Raw genomic sequence first — 17,410 nt, 5'->3', positions numbered from 1 at the left:
GACGCTCCACCCCCAACCCACTAACCTTCGCGGCTTGTTCCAGGTGCTCTGTGACCCATGGGTCGACGGAGTGAAACAGGGAAGCCGGTGAGTGAGCGCACTTGTACACAGTGCTGCCGCGATTCCGGCGCTGCCCCCGCAACGGTAAATGAGTCAAGACGGTGCTTTCTGCCACTGTATCGCGAGCGATATGGGAAGGCGCGCTGTCGGCCTGTCCTAATGCTCTCTCTATAAAGAGCCAGGGCGCCACTCATGAGTCCGGAGACCGGCCTGGTTCATCCAACAGCATCACGGTGGGCGATGCTTGGCTGTCTGTTTATCCTTTTTCCTGCCCGCCGTTTTTGTCCAGCCCCAACGGAGAGCTGTCATGACCGATTCCCCCGACCGCGACGAACGCCACCTGGCGCGCATGCTGCGCAAAAAAGCCGTGATCGATGAGCGCATCGCCAACTCCCCCAACGAATGCGGCCTGCTGCTGGTGCTCACCGGCAACGGCAAAGGCAAGAGCAGTTCGGCATTCGGCATGCTCGCCCGGGCCATGGGCCACGGCATGCAGTGCGGGGTGGTGCAGTTCATCAAGGGTCGCAACAGCACCGGTGAAGAGTTGTTCTTCCGCCGCTTTCCCGAGCAGGTGCGTTTTCATGTGATGGGCGAAGGCTTTACCTGGGAAACCCAGGACCGCCAGCGCGATATCGCCGCCGCTGAAGCCGCGTGGGCGGTGTCGCGCGAGTTGCTGCAAGACCCGTCCATCGGCCTGGTGGTGCTGGACGAGCTGAACATCGCCCTCAAGCACGGCTATCTCGACCTCGACCAGGTACTCAGCGACCTGCAGGCGCGCCCGCCAATGCAGCACGTGGTGGTGACCGGTCGTGGCGCCAAGCCCGAGTTGATCGAAATGGGCGACACCGTCACCGAGATGGGCATGCTCAAGCACGCGTTCCAGGCCGGTATCAAGGCACAGAAGGGCGTCGAACTTTGAATCAGCCCCGTCATTGCCCGGCTGTCTTGATCGCCGCACCGGCGTCCGGCCAGGGCAAAACCACCGTCACCGCCGCGCTCGCCCGTTTGCACCGCAATCTGGGGCGCAAAGTCCGCGTGTTCAAATGCGGCCCGGACTTTCTTGATCCGATGATCCACGAGCGCGCCAGTGGTGCGCCGGTGTATCAATTGGACATGTGGATGGTGGGCGAGCAGGAAAGTCGCCGCCTGTTGTGGGAAGCCGCCGCTGAGGCTGACCTGATCCTCATCGAAGGGGTGATGGGGCTGTTCGACGGCACGCCGTCCAGCGCCGACCTGGCGCGGCATTTCGGCGTGCCGGTATTGGGCGTGATCGACGGCACTGCGATGGCGCAGACGTTTGGCGCCCTGGCCTTGGGCCTCGCGCGTTATCAGCCGGATTTGCCGTTCGCGGGCGTGCTGGCCAATCGCGTCGGCACCTTGCGCCATGCGCAACTCCTCGAAGGCAGTCTCACCGAAGGCCTGCGCTGGTATGGCGCGCTGTCCCGTGAAACCGGGATCGAACTGCCGAGCCGCCACCTGGGGCTGGTGCAAGCCTGCGAGCTGAATGACCTCGACCTGCGCCTGGATGCTGCTGCGCAGGCACTGGGCAGCAGTTGTGAAGTTGCCTTGCCGCCGCCGGTGACCTTCGCCGCCCCCGAAGTGATCGAGGCCGAGCCGTTGCTGGCCGGCGTGCGCATTGCGGTGGCCCGTGACGAAGCGTTTGCCTTCACCTACGGCGCCAGCCTCGACCTGTTGCGGGCGATGGGCGCCGAGCTGCGCTTTTTCTCGCCGATCCATGACCGCGAATTGCCTGATGCCGACAGTCTCTATCTGCCCGGCGGCTATCCGGAACTGCACCACCAGGCGCTGTCGGAAAATACCTCGATGCTCGATGCCATCCGCGCCCATCACGCGGCCGGCAAACCCTTGCTCGCTGAATGTGGCGGCATGCTCTACCTGCTGGACTCGCTGACCGACGTCGACGGCACCCGCGCCGAACTGGTCGGCCTGCTGCAGGGCGATGCGGTGATGCAAAAGAAACTTGCGGCCCTGGCCCTGCAAAACGTCGAGCTGCCGGAAGGCGTGCTGCGTGGGCACACTTATCACCATTCCCTGACCAGCACCGAGTGGCAGCCGATTGCCCGTGGCGTCAGCCCCAATGGTGGGCGCGGCGCCGAGGCGGTGTTCCGACAAGGGCGTATGACCGCGTCCTACGTGCACTTCTATTTCCCGTCCAACCCGAGGGCGGTGGCAGCCTTGTTTGCGCCCGACCCTGAGGTCGCCAGCGCCGGCCAGCCGGCGCCCACAATCGACCACGTTGAATCCCCATTCACTGTGGGGGCGGGCTTGCCCCCGATGCGGCCATGACCGACAACGCCTTCCCCCAGGCCGACCGCGACGCCGTCTACCGCGCCATCGCCGAGCGCCGCGACATGCGCCACTTCAGCGGCGGCAGCGTGGCCCCCGAGTTGCTGCACCGCCTGCTCCAGGCTGCACATCAGGCGCCGAGTGTCGGCCTGATGCAGCCGTGGCGCTTTATCCGCATCAGCGACCGCCAACTGCGTGGGCAGATCCAGCAAGTGGTGGAAGAAGAACGCGTGCGCACTGCCGAGGCGTTGGGCGAGCGTTCCGATGAGTTCATGAAACTCAAGGTCGAAGGCATCCATGACTGCGCCGAAGTGCTGGTGGCAGCGCTGATGGATGATCGCGAGCGGCATATCTTCGGCCGGCGCACCTTGCCGGAAATGGACATGGCCTCGCTGTCCTGTGCGATCCAGAACCTGTGGCTGGCGGCTCGCGTCGAAGGGCTGGGCATGGGCTGGGTCTCGCTGTTCGAGCCCCAGGCCCTGGCCGACCTGCTGGGCCTGCCGCCCGGCGCAAAACCCCTGGCGGTGTTGTGCCTGGGGCCGGTGGCCGAGTTTTATCCGGCACCGATGTTGCAGCTCGAAGGCTGGACCGAACCACGGCCGCTGAGTGACATGTTGTATGAGAATGTGTGGGGAGTGAGTCAATGAGTGTGGCCTTGCTGTGTGTCGCTGCAGTGGCGCTGGATGCGCTGCTGGGTGAGCCCAGGCGCTGGCATCCGCTGGTGGCGTTCGGCAATTTTGCCGGGCGCATCGAGCAACGTTTCAACAGCGGTGGCCGTGGCTGGCGCAGCCATGGGGTGACCGCGTGGTTTATCGCGGTGGTGCCGCTGACCCTGCTGGCGACCGCCTTATCGTGGGCGCCGTATATCGGCTGGGTGCTGGAGATCCTCGCGCTGTACTGTGCCCTTGGCATGCGCAGCCTTGGCGAACACGTGATCCCGGTGGCCCGGGCGCTGCGCAGCGATGACCTGGAACAAGCCCGCCAGCGCGTGAGCTACCTGGTCAGCCGCCAGACCAGTGAACTGGATCGCACCGAAGTCGCCCGCGCCGCCACCGAGTCGGTACTCGAAAACGGCAGCGATGCGGTGTTTGCCGCGCTGTTCTGGTTCGTCGTCGCTGGCGTGCCGGGCGTGGTGCTTTACCGCCTGAGCAACACCCTCGACGCGATGTGGGGCTATCGCAACGAACGCTTCGAACGCTTCGGCTGGGCTGCGGCGAAAATCGACGATCTGCTGAACTACATTCCGGCACGCCTGGTGGCGTTGACCTACGCAGTGCTGGGCAAAACCCGCCTGGCGCTCAAATGCTGGCGGACCCAGGGCCCGACGTGGGACAGCCCTAACGCTGGCCCGGTGATGGCCGCCGGTGCTGGCGCCTTGGGCGTGGAGCTGGGCGGCGCGGCGATCTACCACGGTGAGGTGCATCAACGGCCGCCACTGGGCGAAGGTCCGGCGGCGGATGCCGATTCCATCGACCGGGGCTGGCAACTGGTGCAGCGCGGCGTATGGTTATGGCTGCTGATCCTATGTGCGGGGGCGCAATTCTATGCTTGAACACGGTGGCCGGCTGCGCAAGGCGGCGATGCAGTACGGGATTGCCGAGGCTGATTGGCTCGACCTCTCCAGCGGCCTGGCGCCGTGGCCCTGGCCGATCCCCGAAATCCCGCTGCGAGCCTGGGCGCGCCTGCCGGAAACCGACGACGGCCTGGAGCAGGCCGCCAGCGAGTATTACGGCGCTGCGCATCTGTTGCCGGTGGCCGGTTCCCAGGCGGCGATCCAGCTGCTGCCGCGCTTGCGCCGTGCGGGCAAGGTCGGCGTGTTGTCGCCGTGCTATGCCGAACACGCCGAAGCCTGGCGCCGCGCCGGTTATGTGGTGCGCGAGGTGCAGGAGCAGGAAGTCGACTTCTTCCTCGATGGCCTCGACGTGCTGGTGGTGGTCAATCCCAACAATCCCACCGGCCTGAGCCTGGCGCCGCAACGCCTGCTCGACTGGCACACCCGGCTGGCCCAGCGCGGCGGTTGGCTGGTGGTGGACGAAGCGTTCATGGATGTCACCCCGCAACTGAGCCTGGCCAGCCAGGCCCATCAGGTCGGTTTGATTGTGCTGCGCTCATTCGGCAAGTTTTTCGGCCTGGCCGGTGTGCGCCTGGGCTTCGTGCTGGCCGAACGCAAACTGCTCAAGCTGCTCACCGAACAGGTCGGGCCCTGGGCCGTCAGCGGGCCGACACGCGTGCTGGGCCAGGCCTGCCTGCGCGACACCGCCGGGCATGCGCGGCAACGTGCGCGCTGCATCGAGGCCGGCCAGCGCCTCTACGCCTTGCTCAAGCGCCATGGTTTCCAGCCCCAGGGCGGCTGCGCGTTGTTCCAATGGCTGATCACACCGCATGCCGAGCGCATGCACGAATTCATGGCCCAGCGCGGCATTCTGCTGCGCCTGTTTGTCCACGACAGCAGCCTGCGCTTTGGCTTGCCCGACACCGAGGCGGACTGGCTGCGCCTCGACGAGGCCCTGGGCGCCTACAAGGAAGCTGCATGACTACGCTGATGGTGCAAGGCACCACCTCCGACGCCGGTAAAAGTACCCTGGTGACCGCGCTGTGCCGTTGGCTGGTGCGCCAAGGCGTGGCGGTGGCGCCATTCAAGCCGCAGAACATGGCGCTCAACAGTGCCGTGACCGCCGAGGGTGGCGAAATCGGCCGCGCCCAGGCGGTGCAGGCGCAGGCTGCCAACCTCGCACCCCACACCGACATGAACCCGGTGCTGCTCAAACCCAACAGCGACACCGGCTCCCAGGTGATCATCCACGGCCGCGCCGTGACCAGCATGAACGCCGTGGCCTACCACGACTACAAAGCTATCGCGATGCAAGCGGTGCTGGCCTCCCACGCGCGGTTGAGCGAACGCTTCCCGGTGGTGATGGTCGAGGGCGCGGGCTCGCCGGCGGAAATCAACCTGCGCGCCAATGACATCGCCAACATGGGGTTCGCCGAGGCGGTGGACTGCCCGGTGCTGCTGATCGCCGACATCAATCGCGGCGGCGTGTTCGCCCATCTGGTCGGCACCCTGGAACTGCTGTCCCCGAGCGAACAGGAGCGGGTCAAGGGTTTCATCATCAACCGTTTTCGCGGCGACATCGCGCTGTTGCAACCGGGCCTGGATTGGCTCGAAGCGCGCACCGGCAAACCGGTGGTGGGTGTGTTGCCCTACGTGATGGACCTGCACCTGGAAGCCGAAGACGGCATCGACCAGCGCCAGATCGACAAGGCCGCGCAAGTGCTCAAAGTGGTGGTGCCGGTACTGCCGCGCATCAGCAACCACACGGATTTCGACCCGTTGCGCCTGCACCCCCAGGTGGATTTGCAGTTCATCGGGCCGGGCCAGCCGATCCCGGCCGCCGACCTGATCATCCTGCCAGGCTCGAAAAGCGTGCGCAGTGACCTTGCCTACCTGCGTGCCAATGGTTGGGACAGCGCCGTGGCCCGGCATTTGCGCTACGGCGGCAAAGTGCTGGGGATTTGCGGTGGCCTGCAGATGCTCGGGGAGCAGGTGCATGACCCGCTGGGCCTCGAAGGGGCGGCCGGCTCCAGCCCTGGCCTGGGGCTGCTGGCATTCAGCACGACGTTGGAAGAAGAGAAGCAATTGCGCAATGTGCGCGGGCGTTTGTTACTGGAGAACGCCGAGGTCAGTGGCTATGAAATTCACGCGGGCGTGACGTCCGGCGACGCGCTGTCGACCGCCGCGGTCCTGCTCGATGACGGCCGCAGTGATGGCGCGCAAAGTGCCGACGGGCAGATTCTTGGCACTTACCTGCATGGCCTGTTCGAGACGCCGGCGGCGTGCAGCGCCTTGCTGCGCTGGGCCGGCTTGCAGGATGTGCAGGAGGTGGATTACCACGCCCTGCGCGAGCGCGATATCGAGCGGTTGGCCGACTTGGTGGAAAATCATCTGGATACCGAACTGCTGCGCACGCTATGTGGGATTTGACGGTGCGCACGCACTCTCCCTGTAAGCGCTGGCTAGCCTGCGATGCAGGCACCTCGGTGAATCAGCAAACCCCGGTTGACGCCATCGCAGACAAGCCCGCGCCTACAGTTGAGCGGGTGGTAAATAGAGGGAGTGTCCCATGCACCAACTGATCCTCGGCGGCGCACGCTCCGGCAAAAGCCGCCTGGCGGAAAAGCTCGCCGCTGACAGCGCGTTGCCCGTCATCTACATTGCCACCAGCCAGCCGCTGGACGGCGAAATGAACGCGCGCGTGGCCCTGCATCGCCAGCGCCGCCCCGACCACTGGGGCTTGATCGAAGAGCCCGTCGAACTGGCGCGGGTGCTGCGCGAAAACGCCGCGCCGGATCGTTGCCTGCTGGTGGATTGCCTGACGTTGTGGCTGACCAATCTGCTGATGCTCGAAGGCGCCGACCGTCTGGCGTTCGAGCGCGATCAATTGCTGGAAACCCTGGCCGCGCTGCCGGGGCAGATCATTTTTGTCAGCAACGAGACCGGACTGGGTGTCGTGCCGCTGGGCGAATTGACTCGCCGCTATGTGGATGAAGCCGGTTGGCTGCATCAAGCTTTGGCCGAGCGGTGTCAGCGTGTGGTCCTGACCGTTGCCGGCCTGCCCCTGACTTTGAAAGGTACTGCGATATGACTGACACCTGGTGGCTCAACCCCTGTAAGGCGATTGACGCTCAAGCGTACGAACAAGCCTTGGCACGCCAGCAACAATTGACCAAGCCGGCCGGCTCCCTTGGCCAGCTCGAAGCGCTGGCGGTGCAATTGGCCGGCCTGCAGGGCCAGGTCAAACCCTCGGTCGAACAGTTATGGATTGCGATTTTTGCCGGTGATCACGGTGTGGTAGCCGAAGGCGTGTCGGCGTTTCCCCAGGAAGTGACCGGGCAGATGCTGCTCAATTTCGTCAGTGGCGGCGCGGCGATCAGCGTATTGGCGCGGCAGTTGGAGGCGCAACTGGAAGTGGTCGACCTCGGCACCGTCACGCCGTCGCTGGATTTGCCCGGGGTTCGTCACTTGAACCTCGGCGCGGGCACGGCCAACTTCGTCAACGGCCCGGCAATGACCGCAGCCCAAGGGCGCCTGGCCTTGCATGCCGGGCGTGAGAGTGTGCTGCGCGCGCGCGAAAGCGGTGCACAGCTGTTTATCGGCGGCGAGATGGGCATCGGCAACACCACTGCCGCCAGTGCACTGGCGTGTGCCTTGCTCGATTGCCAGGTCAGTGACCTGACCGGGCCGGGCACCGGGCTGAATGCCCAGGGCGTCAGTCACAAGGTAGCGGTGATCGAGCGCGCGCTGGCCGTGCATGCCGGGCAGCGCGGTGATGCGTTGCAAACCCTGTTCAACCTGGGCGGCTTTGAGATCGCGGCGCTGGTGGGCGCCTATCTGGCCTGTGCCCAGGAAGGCATCGTGGTGCTGGTCGACGGGTTTATCTGCAGCGTCGCTGCGCTGGTTGCCACGCGGTTGAATCCGGCCTGTCGCGAGTGGTTGCTGTTTGGCCATCGTGGCGCCGAGCCGGGCCATCGTCATGTGCTGCAGAGCCTCGACGCGCAGCCCTTGCTGGAACTCGGCCTGCGCTTGGGCGAGGGCAGTGGGGCGGCGCTGGCGGTGCCGTTGCTGCGCCTGGCGTGTGCGTTGCACGGGCAGATGGCGACCTTCGCCGAAGCGGCCGTGGCAGACCGCCCCGCATGAATCTGCACCTGGACCTGTTGCGTCACGGCGAAACCGAACTGGGCGGCGGCCTGCGCGGCAGCCTGGACGACGCACTGACTGCCCAGGGGTGGGAGCAGATGCGCGCCGCCGTCGAGGCGCGCGGCCCGTGGGACCGCTTGATCAGCTCGCCGCTGCAACGCTGTGCGCGCTTTGCCGATGAGCTGGGCGCGCGCCTAAATGTGCCGGTCAGCCTCGAAAAAGATCTGCAGGAGCTGCATTTCGGTGCCTGGGAAGGCCAGAGCGCGGCGGCGTTGATGGAAACCGATGCCGAAGGATTGGGCCTGTTCTGGGCCGATCCCTACAGTTTCACACCGCCGCAGGGGGAGCGTGTCAGCGACTTTTCCGACCGTGTCCTGGGCGCCGTCTCACGCTTGCATCAAGCCTATGCTGGCCAACGGGTGCTGTTGATCAGCCACGGTGGTGTGATGCGCCTGCTGTTGGCCCGGGCGCGGGGGTTGCCCCGGGAGCAGTTGCTGAACGTCGAGGTCGGGCACGGTGGATTGTTCAGTCTGCAGGTCGCGGCTGACGGCGTATTGAAGGAAGTGGATTGAGCATGTTGCCCTTCTGGATTGCCCTGCAATTTCTCAGCAGCCTGCCGATTCGCCTGCCGGGCATGCCGCAACCTCAGGAGCTGGGACGTTCGCTGCTGTTTTATCCGCTGGTTGGCCTGTTATTCGGCGTGCTGTTGTGGGCGCTGAATACGGCGCTGATGGGCGCACCGCTGTTGCTGCACGCCGCGTTGCTGCTGACTGCTTGGGTGTTGCTCAGTGGCGGCCTGCACCTGGACGGCCTGGCGGACAGCGCCGACGCCTGGCTGGGTGGCTTCGGCGATCGCGAGCGTACCCTTGCCATCATGAAAGACCCGCGCAGCGGACCGATTGCCGTGGTCACTCTCGGCCTGGTGTTGCTGCTCAAGTTCACTGCGCTGGTGGCCTTGATTGAACAGCACAATGGCGCGGCGCTGATCCTGGCACCCCTGATCGGCCGGGCGTCGATGCTGGCGTTGTTCCTCACCACGCGTTACGTGCGTGCCGGAGGATTGGGCCAGGCGCTGTCGGATCACTTGCCGCGCATCGTCGGTCAGCAGGTGCTGATCCTGAGTGGCTTGGCGTGCCTCCTGATCGGAGGTTTCAGTGGCGGGATCGCGGTGTTGCTGGCGGCCCTGTGCTTTGTCGGCCTGCGCCAGCTGATGATCAACCGCCTGGGCGGCACCACCGGTGACACGGCGGGCGCGTTGCTGGAGCTGCTGGAAGTCGCGGTATTGGTCGGCCTGGCGCTGTAACACTTTCTTGCATTTTCTTAATCGCGGGTATATACACGTTCCATGCTTGCCTCCCAATGTTTATGTACCAACCTGCGACGTGCCGCCCGTGGCGTCAGCAGGCATTACGACGGCGCTCTCGACGGCTTCGGGATCAACGTCGCCCAGTATTCTCTGCTGTGCAACCTGCAGCGCCTTGATCAACCGAGCATTTCCAGCCTGGCGGAAGCCATGGGCCTGGATCGCAGTACGTTGGGGCGCAACCTGCGGGTGCTGGAAGGCGAGGGCCTGGTGCAGTTGGTCGAGGGCGATGACCTGCGCAACCGCCTGGTGCTGTTGACCACAGCCGGTGAGGAGCGACTGGCTGCAGCGTTACCCGCCTGGGAAGCGGCGCAACAGAAATTGATCAATCAACTCGGCGCGGAAAAACGCGAAACCCTGTTGGCCTTGCTGGATGAACTCGCCTGACGGCGAGTTTGTTCGACTACAAGCGGGTATATACCCGCGAACGGAGAATAAGAAATGACCTCGATGTGGCGCACCAGTGGCTGGATTCTTGTAGGAAGTGCGCTGATCCTGGCGTTGTCATTGGGTGTGCGGCACGGTTTCGGCCTGTTCCTGGCGCCGATGAGCAGCGAATTTGGCTGGGGCCGTGAGACCTTTGCCTTTGCCATCGCTTTGCAGAACCTGATCTGGGGCCTGGCGCAGCCGTTCACCGGCGCGCTGGCCGACCGCTTCGGCGCGACCAAGGCAGTGTTTGTCGGCGGTGTACTGTACGCCGCGGGCCTGGTGCTGATGGGCATGTCGGATTCGGCGTGGTCGTTGTCGCTGAGTGCCGGCTTGTTGATTGGTATCGGCCTGTCCGGCACCTCGTTCTCGGTGATCCTGGGTGTGGTCGGGCGCGCCGTGGCGCCGGAAAAACGCAGCATGGCCATGGGCATTGCCAGCGCTGCCGGCTCGTTCGGCCAGTTCGCCATGGTGCCAGGCACCCTGGGCCTGATCAGTTGGTTGGGCTGGTCGGCAGCGCTGCTGGCGCTGGGCTTGATGGTGGCGCTGATCCTGCCGCTTGTCAGCATGCTCAAGGACAAGCCGCTGCCGGTAGTGGCCGGCCAGCAAACCCTGCGTGAAGCGCTCAAGGAGGCCTGCTCGCACTCGGGTTTCTGGCTGCTGGCCTTCGGCTTTTTCGTCTGCGGTTTCCAGGTGGTATTTATTGGTGTGCACCTGCCGGCCTATCTGGTCGACCAGCACTTGCCGGCCACGGTTGGCACCACGGTGCTGGCACTGATCGGCCTGTTCAATATCTTCGGCACCTACACCGCCGGCTGGCTGGGCGGGCGCATGTCCAAGCCACGCCTGCTGACGGGCCTGTACTTGCTGCGCGCCGTGGTGATCGTGTGGTTCCTGTGGGCACCGGTCACTGAAATCACGGCTTACCTGTTCGGCATGGCCATGGGCTTTTTGTGGCTGTCCACGGTGCCACTGACCAACGGCACGGTCGCCACGCTGTTTGGGGTGCGCAACCTCTCGATGCTCGGCGGGATCGTATTCCTGTTCCACCAGCTCGGCTCGTTCCTCGGCGGCTGGTTGGGCGGGGTGGTCTATGATCGAACCGGCAACTACGATTTGATCTGGCAGGTGGCAATTCTCTTGAGCCTGCTCGCCGCGGCCCTCAACTGGCCGGTGCGTGAGCGACCCGTGGCGCGCTTGCAGGCGCAGATGGAGGCGGCATGAGTTTCAACGGGTATTGGCTCGTCGGCGCAGGGACGGTGGTACTGCTGTTGCTGCTGGCGTGGTGGGGCTGGCAACGCGGTGGCCTGGCGTTGATGCAACTGGGCATGTCGATCTGTTAAGTTCGTGGTCTGAACTCTTTAAAGGACTTTTCGACATGCAGATGCGCTGGCTTGCAGTTCCCGTGCTGATGGCTGCTTTTGGCGGTGTGGCGATGGCCGCCGATTGCCCACCGTTGCTCGAAGGCCAATTACCCAAGTTGCGCGCCAAGGAATCCATCGACCTGTGCCAGCGCTTTGCCGGCAAGCCCTTGGTGATCGTCAATACCGCGAGTTTCTGTGGGTTTGCCCCGCAATTCAAAGGCCTTGAGGCCTTGTACCAGCGCTACAAGGGTGAAGGGCTGGAGGTCATTGGCGTACCGTCCGATGACTTCAAGCAGGAGGCCAAGACCGGCGAGGAAACCGCCAAGGTCTGCTATGTGAATTACGGCGTGACCTTCACCATGACCGAGCCACAGAAGGTCAAGAGGCCGGACGCGGTGCACTTGTTCAAGGTGCTGGCACAGCAGACCGACGCGCCACCGAAGTGGAATTTCTACAAATATGTGGTCGATCGCCAGGGCAAGGTGATTGCCAATTTCTCCAGCCTGACCAAGCCGGACAGTCCGGAGCTGATCAAGGCAGTCGAGCAGGCGATCGCCTCTAAACCTTGATCGAGGCCCACTAAAAAGCCCCGCCTCCTTTGCAGGAGAGCGGGGCTTTTTTATGCGGCGTTGAATCAGAACTTGTACGTTACACCCAAGCCGAAACCGTTGGCGCTGTTTTCGTACTTGGAAGCGTAGGTCTGGCCCAGCGCGTTCTGTTTGTTAACTTTGACAGGCTCTTCCTTCAGGTAGGAATAAGCCAGGTCGACGGTCATGTTGTCCATTACCGCGTAACCCAAGCCGACACTGAAGATGGTCCGGTCACCGGTAGGAATACGCGGCGAACGGTCAGTGTTGTTGGTTGGCGACTGGTCGAATGTCAGGCCGGTACGCAGTACCACTTGCTTGGTGATCTGGTACGAAGTACCCAGGGCGTAGGCCCAGGTGTCGTGCCAGTTCTGCGGCTCGGTGATCTGGCCGACGATCTGAGGCGCCAGGCCGCCACCGTTAGCTGCCGTGACACCTTCGTTGTTGACAGTGATGTCTTTCAGGCGGCTCCAACGAGTCCAGGTAGCACCGCCATACACCTTCCAGGCATCGCTCAGGTCTTGGGTGACCGAGGCATCCCAGGATTCAGGGGTGTCAACTTTCAGCGAGGCATCGTAACGGGCGCCAATCAGGTAGGGCGCTGGAACTCGCGCTCCTGGCGTGACTTCGGTGTGGCCTTCGAGCTTGTATTTCACTTTCGAGTGGTAAGTCAGACCTACACGAGTGGTGTCGGTGGCTTGCACGAGGATACCGGCGTTGAAACCGATAGCGGTGTCGTCGCCCTTGACTTTGATTTTGGCGTCGCCGGTGCCAGCCAGGCCTGGCCGTGGCACAAAGCCCAGGTTTGGCTGCGATTCCAGGGTGCCGTCGATACGGTTAATAGTCGGGCCGAAACCGATCGAAACTTTGTCATTGAAGGCGTAGCTGACGGTCGGCTGGAAGGTGATAACCGACACTTCGCTCTTGCTGCCAAACGCACGACCTTGGAAACCACTTTCGTAGTCGGTCTTCAGGCCGAACGGCGCGTAGACACCGAAGCCGATTGCCCACTGATCATTGAGTTTGTTGGTGTAGAAACCAAAGGGGACTGCGGTGAAAGGCACCATATCGCCTTTGTTACTGCCGCTGGAGCGGCCGCTGGCATCTTTGATATCAGTCGAAGCATCAATCGCAGCAACGCCACCCGTAATCTGCTGGCCTTCAAGGCGAGCCATACCGGCAGGGTTACCATAAACGGTGCTTGCGTTATCGGCAGAAGAAGAGCGACCTGCGAAACCTGTACCCATCCCGGCGACATCTTGTTCGTTAAGGGCAAAGCCGCTTGCGAAGATGCTGGAAGAGGCCATGGCAACGGCGAGGCTAAGTGTGGTCTTGAGCATTACTTTTTTCATTATTAGAACTCCGTGGTGATCACCGCTGCGGAAAGTAACAATAATTTTAAGATCGCGCTATAGGCTGAAATGCAGGAGATAGAGCGGTTTTGTAGGACAATCCGACCAAAATTCGTGATTTTTGGCGAATCTTGCAAAATGCCCGGTCAGCAAACCACGTGATTCATGGGTGAAACACAGGTTTGCCAGGCTTGAGTGAAATCACGCAGCCGTCCTTGTGGATGAAAAATTTCTTTCCAGATACGCGCCATGGCCAAGACGTCACCCGGTTCCGGCAGTGCCGGACGGTGCTGTTCCACCAGTAGCCAGGCGATGGCCGTGGCGTAACGCAGGTTGACCGTCAGCTCAAGCTGGGGCGCGCTGAGGAACGCATGTTGGCTGGCCAGCCCGCGTACCAGGCTGGCGCGTTCCGGGTCCCGCGCCAGATAGTTGTCCCACAAGGCGCGGTGGCGGGGTTCGGTGATGCTGTACAGGCCGTGGCCGCGGCGGTCGTGCAAGGCGGAGCCGAGCTCCGATTGACTGGCGGCGATGCCCAGCAGCAGGGACTCAGCCGTTTGATCGTGTCGGCCCAGGTACATCAACGTCGGCCGGATCACATAACGACACAATTCGCTGGCGGCGATACCCATACAAGCCTCAATCCGTGGAAGTGGGCGACGGGCCTGAGAAGGGTGGGGGCTTGGCAGCAGTGGATCGGATCTCAGGCGCGTCGCAAGCGGATCATGCCGCTTGAGTTGAAGTGTAGTGTCATATTTGTGATGTAAAGGACTGTTTTTAAAACATCTTCGCTATGCAGTTATAACGGTTATATCTATTTGAACTTAGTGCAAAAGCTCAATGACCGAATTCCGGGCAATAAAAAACCCTGTTTTTCAGACAGGGTTTTTGGTGTTTCAGCGACTCGGGTCGATCAGGCAACCAGTGCCTGACGGGTACGCTCGATCACGGCCTGCAGCGGTTCTGCGCTGGAGTATTGATCGGGGTACAGGCGTTCGCTGTGACGAGCGATGCCGTGTTCGTTGACCAGGGTGAAGCTGAAGCAGCCTTTGCGAGCGGCCATGATCAGGCAGTTCATTGGAGCAAAAGCGTTGGTGAGGGTGCGAATGGCATCCTGAGTGTGGATAGTCGACATATTATTGGTGTTCCTACAAATGACACGGTTAAGAACCGTGCAACGTTAAAACGTTCCAGTGACGTTGATCACCATTGATCGAACGAAGAACCCGACTGGAACAAAGCAGCCAGTTTGAAGCGCTGATAAGTTAGGCGCGCTTGGGCTGGCAGGTAGGTACTTAGGAGGGCAGGCAACACAACAGGGGCAAAGGTTCTGGGCCCGGGGTGAAGATCCTGATCAATTTGCAGGTTGGTTCGGTCAGAGTATTGAGACTTCGCGACACCCTTTGCTTGTTCAAAGGCAGTGTCGTCGCAAGTGATACCTGGAAACCATCGAGGTGGTCGATCCCGTGTTGTTCAGGGGAGTTGTTCGACCAGAATTGACTTTCAGCTTGGTACTAACGCCGCGGATAGTAACGGATTGAAACAGGGAAGGGAAGTGTGCTAGCCAAAAAACTTCAATCAGGCGCCCAGCAGGCCACGGTAGACCAGCACCGTGATCGCCGCCGCCAGCGAGCAACCCAGGGCATAGGCCGCCAATGTCAGGCGCACGCACCGACCGGTCTCGATCACGTTAATCACATCGCCCATGTCATCGATGCGACCTTCACCCAGTTCGATGCACAGGCACACGGCCGTGAAGGCGGCCGACAGCAGAATGGCAATGGCAAACAAGGCGCCGTCCGGCGACGGCAGGGTCGCGTTTATTCCCAGGGAAAGGGCGCAGATCGCCAGTAACAGCAGCGCGAACAGCAGAATGCCTTTCATCGACCCACCCACTGTTGTGCTGTCGGTCGGGCAGTGTGGCGAGCGCGCAAAGTTTTGAAAAGTCCCGACCTGGCCTGTCGGTAACATTTTTGGCGGCGGTCGCTTCAAAAAACGCCGGCGATATAACCAATGGATGGGTACTTGTGCACATTAGTTGCCGCATGTGTAACCGCGCTGTCAACTGCTTCGCTCAGCCGCCATTTGCCTGCAATGGAAATTTAAGTCAATGAAAAATCTGGCTTTTTTTTATTGGTGAAAAAATCGTCAGTTTGACTGCGGCCCCCATTCCATGGGGCTTTGCGCGAGTTAAAGGGGGGTTGTCCACTGAGTTATCCACAGCTTCTGTGGATTGTCCCGAGCGCTTGCTCTAGAACGGGCGTGCAGGGTTTTTTCAGCTTTACCTGTGCGAAAAAAAGAGTAGAGTGGCGCGCCTTCCGTTCTGTCCCACAGTGCTTTATGAAGTTTCGCTCAGTATCACCTTCTGTTACCGATACCCCTCAGACTGTTACCGCACCCAAGCGTTTCTCTATGAAAGTCGCCTTGTGGTTGCTCGACAGTCCACGCCTGGGTCACAACACCAACGTCAAACACTTTGCCGGACGTTTGCTCAAGCAGCCTGCCCGTGAGGGTGTGGTCGCGGCACAGAGCCGCCTGGGCCAATTGATGTGCCGTGAATGCGGCAATGCCCGCGACCGTCGCATCGGCCACGACCTGTTGCGCCTGGCCGCCCGCGCGGGCGACCGCCGCGCCCAACGCGAACTCGGCCAGGTCGAAGACTGAGCTGTCCTCCAGCCCTGTGCTTGGTTAACCTTGCTCTTTTTCGGTAATGGCAGAAATGGCTATGGTTTTTGACTGGACCAGTATCGCCCTGGGCCTGGCGGGTGCCGCAGTGCCTTTATTGGCGGTGTGCTGGCAGATTCAGCGACGACTGACTGCGCGCATGGCCGGTTGGGAGCTGCTCGAAGAGCGCCTGGCCACTGCGCAACTGGCCCAGGAAGGCCTCGCCGCCCAGCTGGATGCCAGTCGCGACGAGATCAGCGACTTGAGCCAGGCCAACGCCGCCAAGCAGGCCGACCTGGCCGCTGTCCGCCGTGAAGTCGAGCTGCTGCAGATCGACCGCGACAACGCTCGCGACGCGGCCCACGCCTGGAACCTCGACCGCAGCGCCAAGGAAACCGAATTGCGCCGCCTCGACGCGCTGGCGGCGGCCTTGCGCGCCGAACTGCGCGAGCAACAGGACAGCCATCAGCAGCGCCTCGCCGACCTTCAGGGCTCGCGCGACGAGCTGCGTGCGCAGTTCGCCGAGCTGGCCGGCAAAATCTTCGATGAACGCGAGCAGCGCTTTGCCGAAACCAGCCAGGAGCGCCTGGGCCAGTTGCTCGACCCGCTCAAGGAGCGCATCCAGTCGTTCGAAAAACGCGTGGAAGAAAGCTATCAGAACGAGGCGCGCGAGCGCTTTTCCCTGGCCAAGGAGCTTGAGCGCCTGCAGCAATTGAACCTGCGTCTGTCAGACGAAGCCACCAACCTGACCCGCGCACTCAAGGGCCAGAAAACCCAGGGCAACTGGGGCGAACTGATCCTTGAGCGGGTGCTGGAGCACGCCGGCCTGGAGAAGGGCCGCGAGTACCAGACCCAGGTCAGTCTCAAGGGCCCGGATGGCGAGCGCTTCCAGCCTGATGTACTGATCATGTTGCCCGGCGACAAGCAGGTGGTGGTCGATTCCAAGGTCAGCCTGACCGCGTATCAGCAATTCGTCGCCGCCGATGATGAAGTGATTGGCCAGGCAGCGCTGAAGCAGCACGTGCTGTCGCTGCGCAATCATGTCAAAGGCTTGGCCGGCAAGGATTACAAGCGCCTGGAGGGCCTGCACAGCCTGGACTTTGTCCTGCTGTTCGTGCCCATCGAAGCGGCGTTTTCGGCGGCGCTGCAGGCCGAGCCCAACCTGTTCCAGGAAGCTTTCGACCGGCATATCGTCATCGTCAGCCCGACAACGTTGCTCGCCACCCTGCGGGTGATCGACAGCCTGTGGAAGCAGGAACGCCAAAGCCAGAATGCCCGGGAGATCGCCGAGCGTGCGGGGTGGCTGTACGACAAGTTTGTACTGTTTATCCAGGACCTGGATGAAGTGGGCAACCGTCTGCAGCAGTTGGACAAGGCTTACAGTGCTGCGCGGAACAAGCTGACAGATGGACGCGGAAACCTGGTCAGCCGCACCGAGCAATTAAGACTGCTCGGCGCGCGAGCCAGCAAAAGCCTGCCGGCCGATCTGCTGGAGCGGGCGATGACCGACTCCGACGGTGTGGCGCACCTGCCCGAATGATAGCTGGCGATGGCGTCGGTAAAATCGGCGCCACGCTCGAGGCCCGCTTCGCCGG

Annotated in this window: 20 protein-coding genes and 1 riboswitch; of the genes, 16 read left to right on the top strand and 4 right to left on the bottom strand. The window is 62.4% G+C overall.

All coding sequences use genetic code 11. The features are described from left to right. The first annotated feature begins 24 nt into the window (after positions 1-24). A riboswitch (cobalamin riboswitch) is annotated at positions 25-289 on the top strand. A gap of 78 nt (positions 290-367) precedes the next feature. The 14 genes from cobO (at position 368) to NTD80_RS01380 (ending at position 11,784) form a co-directional block, all read left to right on the top strand. Beyond that, on the top strand, positions 368-979 hold the full coding sequence (gene cobO / locus NTD80_RS01445) for a cob(I)yrinic acid a,c-diamide adenosyltransferase (RefSeq protein ID WP_010208674.1): 612 nt from the start codon (positions 368-370) through the stop codon (positions 977-979). Next, on the top strand, positions 976-2,367 hold the full coding sequence (locus tag NTD80_RS01440; RefSeq protein WP_262131831.1) for a cobyrinate a,c-diamide synthase: 1,392 nt from the start codon (positions 976-978) through the stop codon (positions 2,365-2,367). Before cobO ends, NTD80_RS01440 begins: the two co-directional genes overlap by 4 nt. Next, positions 2,364-3,014 carry a 5,6-dimethylbenzimidazole synthase gene (gene bluB / locus NTD80_RS01435; RefSeq protein ID WP_262131829.1) on the top strand — a complete coding sequence of 217 codons (651 nt, stop codon included), beginning with the start codon at positions 2,364-2,366 and terminating at the stop codon, positions 3,012-3,014. The genes NTD80_RS01440 and bluB overlap by 4 nt, the downstream gene beginning before the upstream one ends. Further along, positions 3,011-3,919, top strand: coding sequence for an adenosylcobinamide-phosphate synthase CbiB (gene cbiB / locus NTD80_RS01430; protein ID WP_262131826.1), 909 nt, complete (start codon positions 3,011-3,013; stop codon positions 3,917-3,919). Before bluB ends, cbiB begins: the two co-directional genes overlap by 4 nt. Further along, a complete protein-coding gene (gene cobD / locus NTD80_RS01425) occupies positions 3,912-4,901 on the top strand; it encodes a threonine-phosphate decarboxylase CobD (RefSeq protein WP_262131825.1) in 990 nt (329 codons plus the stop codon). Before cbiB ends, cobD begins: the two co-directional genes overlap by 8 nt. Continuing rightward, on the top strand, positions 4,898-6,349 hold the full coding sequence (locus NTD80_RS01420; RefSeq protein WP_262131823.1) for a cobyric acid synthase: 1,452 nt from the start codon (positions 4,898-4,900) through the stop codon (positions 6,347-6,349). Before cobD ends, NTD80_RS01420 begins: the two co-directional genes overlap by 4 nt. A 139-nt stretch (positions 6,350-6,488) precedes the next feature. Beyond that, positions 6,489-7,010, top strand: coding sequence for a bifunctional adenosylcobinamide kinase/adenosylcobinamide-phosphate guanylyltransferase (gene cobU, locus NTD80_RS01415; RefSeq protein WP_262131821.1), 522 nt, complete (start codon positions 6,489-6,491; stop codon positions 7,008-7,010). Next, positions 7,007-8,062 carry a nicotinate-nucleotide--dimethylbenzimidazole phosphoribosyltransferase gene (cobT, locus tag NTD80_RS01410; RefSeq protein WP_065909729.1) on the top strand — a complete coding sequence of 352 codons (1,056 nt, stop codon included), beginning with the start codon at positions 7,007-7,009 and terminating at the stop codon, positions 8,060-8,062. Before cobU ends, cobT begins: the two co-directional genes overlap by 4 nt. Further along, positions 8,059-8,634, top strand: a complete 576-nt coding sequence (cobC, locus tag NTD80_RS01405) for an alpha-ribazole phosphatase family protein (RefSeq protein ID WP_262131819.1) — start codon at positions 8,059-8,061, stop codon at positions 8,632-8,634. The genes cobT and cobC overlap by 4 nt, the downstream gene beginning before the upstream one ends. Positions 8,635-8,636: 2 nt before the next feature. Further along, a complete protein-coding gene (locus tag NTD80_RS01400; RefSeq protein ID WP_262131887.1) occupies positions 8,637-9,365 on the top strand; it encodes an adenosylcobinamide-GDP ribazoletransferase in 729 nt (242 codons plus the stop codon). 42 nt (positions 9,366-9,407) lie between these two features. Beyond that, positions 9,408-9,812 carry a MarR family winged helix-turn-helix transcriptional regulator gene (locus NTD80_RS01395; protein WP_065909733.1) on the top strand — a complete coding sequence of 135 codons (405 nt, stop codon included), beginning with the start codon at positions 9,408-9,410 and terminating at the stop codon, positions 9,810-9,812. Between the two features lie 63 nt (positions 9,813-9,875). Next, a complete protein-coding gene (locus NTD80_RS01390) occupies positions 9,876-11,075 on the top strand; it encodes an MFS transporter (RefSeq protein WP_262131885.1) in 1,200 nt (399 codons plus the stop codon). After that, entirely contained in the window at positions 11,072-11,194 is a 123-nt protein-coding gene (locus tag NTD80_RS01385) for a hypothetical protein (protein ID WP_262131817.1), read from the top strand. Before NTD80_RS01390 ends, NTD80_RS01385 begins: the two co-directional genes overlap by 4 nt. A gap of 35 nt (positions 11,195-11,229) precedes the next feature. Beyond that, positions 11,230-11,784 carry a glutathione peroxidase gene (locus NTD80_RS01380; protein WP_262131816.1) on the top strand — a complete coding sequence of 185 codons (555 nt, stop codon included), beginning with the start codon at positions 11,230-11,232 and terminating at the stop codon, positions 11,782-11,784. Positions 11,785-11,849: 65 nt separating this feature from the next. On the opposite strand, the gene NTD80_RS01375 is transcribed toward NTD80_RS01380, so the two are convergent. The 4 genes from NTD80_RS01375 to NTD80_RS01360 all read right to left on the bottom strand — a co-directional run bounded on the left by NTD80_RS01375 (position 11,850) and on the right by NTD80_RS01360 (position 15,035). Further along, a complete protein-coding gene (locus tag NTD80_RS01375) occupies positions 11,850-13,154 on the bottom strand; it encodes an OmpP1/FadL family transporter (protein ID WP_262131814.1) in 1,305 nt (434 codons plus the stop codon). Positions 13,155-13,300: 146 nt separating this feature from the next. Beyond that, positions 13,301-13,783, bottom strand: a complete 483-nt coding sequence (locus NTD80_RS01370; protein ID WP_262131812.1) for a hypothetical protein — start codon at positions 13,781-13,783, stop codon at positions 13,301-13,303. Between the two features lie 281 nt (positions 13,784-14,064). Continuing rightward, on the bottom strand, positions 14,065-14,286 hold the full coding sequence (locus NTD80_RS01365) for a hypothetical protein (protein ID WP_024076751.1): 222 nt from the start codon (positions 14,284-14,286) through the stop codon (positions 14,065-14,067). A gap of 443 nt (positions 14,287-14,729) precedes the next feature. After that, positions 14,730-15,035 (bottom strand): hypothetical protein, encoded by a 306-nt coding sequence (locus NTD80_RS01360; RefSeq protein WP_262131810.1) that lies wholly within the window; start codon positions 15,033-15,035, stop codon positions 14,730-14,732. Positions 15,036-15,491: 456 nt separating this feature from the next. Between NTD80_RS01360 and NTD80_RS01355 the strand changes: the two genes are divergently transcribed. Both NTD80_RS01355 and rmuC read left to right on the top strand, forming a co-directional pair. Continuing rightward, positions 15,492-15,815 (top strand): hypothetical protein, encoded by a 324-nt coding sequence (locus NTD80_RS01355; protein WP_065909744.1) that lies wholly within the window; start codon positions 15,492-15,494, stop codon positions 15,813-15,815. A 175-nt stretch (positions 15,816-15,990) separates the two neighbouring features. Beyond that, on the top strand, positions 15,991-17,355 hold the full coding sequence (rmuC, locus tag NTD80_RS01350) for a DNA recombination protein RmuC (RefSeq protein WP_177343968.1): 1,365 nt from the start codon (positions 15,991-15,993) through the stop codon (positions 17,353-17,355). The last annotated feature ends 55 nt before the right edge of the window (positions 17,356-17,410 follow it).

This window comes from Pseudomonas sp. 13B_2.1_Bac1 (assembly GCF_025466155.1).
Lineage (GTDB): Bacteria > Pseudomonadota > Gammaproteobacteria > Pseudomonadales > Pseudomonadaceae > Aquipseudomonas > Aquipseudomonas aylmerensis.
Note: the sequence above shows the minus strand (reverse complement) of the source record. Positions and strands in the feature narration are given on the sequence as shown.

Coding starts and splice junctions, on each gene's coding strand:
- NTD80_RS01395 (WP_065909733.1), top strand. CDS start 9,408: ATGCTTGCCTCCCAATGTTTATGTACCAACCTGCGACGTGCCGCCCGT.
- NTD80_RS01375 (WP_262131814.1), bottom strand. CDS start 13,154: ATGAAAAAAGTAATGCTCAAGACCACACTTAGCCTCGCCGTTGCCATG.
- NTD80_RS01400 (WP_262131887.1), top strand. CDS start 8,637: ATGTTGCCCTTCTGGATTGCCCTGCAATTTCTCAGCAGCCTGCCGATT.
- NTD80_RS01365 (WP_024076751.1), bottom strand. CDS start 14,286: ATGTCGACTATCCACACTCAGGATGCCATTCGCACCCTCACCAACGCT.
- NTD80_RS01370 (WP_262131812.1), bottom strand. CDS start 13,783: ATGGGTATCGCCGCCAGCGAATTGTGTCGTTATGTGATCCGGCCGACG.
- cbiB (WP_262131826.1), top strand. CDS start 3,011: ATGAGTGTGGCCTTGCTGTGTGTCGCTGCAGTGGCGCTGGATGCGCTG.
- NTD80_RS01380 (WP_262131816.1), top strand. CDS start 11,230: ATGCAGATGCGCTGGCTTGCAGTTCCCGTGCTGATGGCTGCTTTTGGC.
- cobT (WP_065909729.1), top strand. CDS start 7,007: ATGACTGACACCTGGTGGCTCAACCCCTGTAAGGCGATTGACGCTCAA.
- bluB (WP_262131829.1), top strand. CDS start 2,364: ATGACCGACAACGCCTTCCCCCAGGCCGACCGCGACGCCGTCTACCGC.
- cobD (WP_262131825.1), top strand. CDS start 3,912: ATGCTTGAACACGGTGGCCGGCTGCGCAAGGCGGCGATGCAGTACGGG.
- NTD80_RS01355 (WP_065909744.1), top strand. CDS start 15,492: ATGAAGTTTCGCTCAGTATCACCTTCTGTTACCGATACCCCTCAGACT.
- NTD80_RS01420 (WP_262131823.1), top strand. CDS start 4,898: ATGACTACGCTGATGGTGCAAGGCACCACCTCCGACGCCGGTAAAAGT.
- cobO (WP_010208674.1), top strand. CDS start 368: ATGACCGATTCCCCCGACCGCGACGAACGCCACCTGGCGCGCATGCTG.
- cobC (WP_262131819.1), top strand. CDS start 8,059: ATGAATCTGCACCTGGACCTGTTGCGTCACGGCGAAACCGAACTGGGC.
- NTD80_RS01390 (WP_262131885.1), top strand. CDS start 9,876: ATGTGGCGCACCAGTGGCTGGATTCTTGTAGGAAGTGCGCTGATCCTG.
- NTD80_RS01385 (WP_262131817.1), top strand. CDS start 11,072: ATGAGTTTCAACGGGTATTGGCTCGTCGGCGCAGGGACGGTGGTACTG.
- NTD80_RS01360 (WP_262131810.1), bottom strand. CDS start 15,035: ATGAAAGGCATTCTGCTGTTCGCGCTGCTGTTACTGGCGATCTGCGCC.
- cobU (WP_262131821.1), top strand. CDS start 6,489: ATGCACCAACTGATCCTCGGCGGCGCACGCTCCGGCAAAAGCCGCCTG.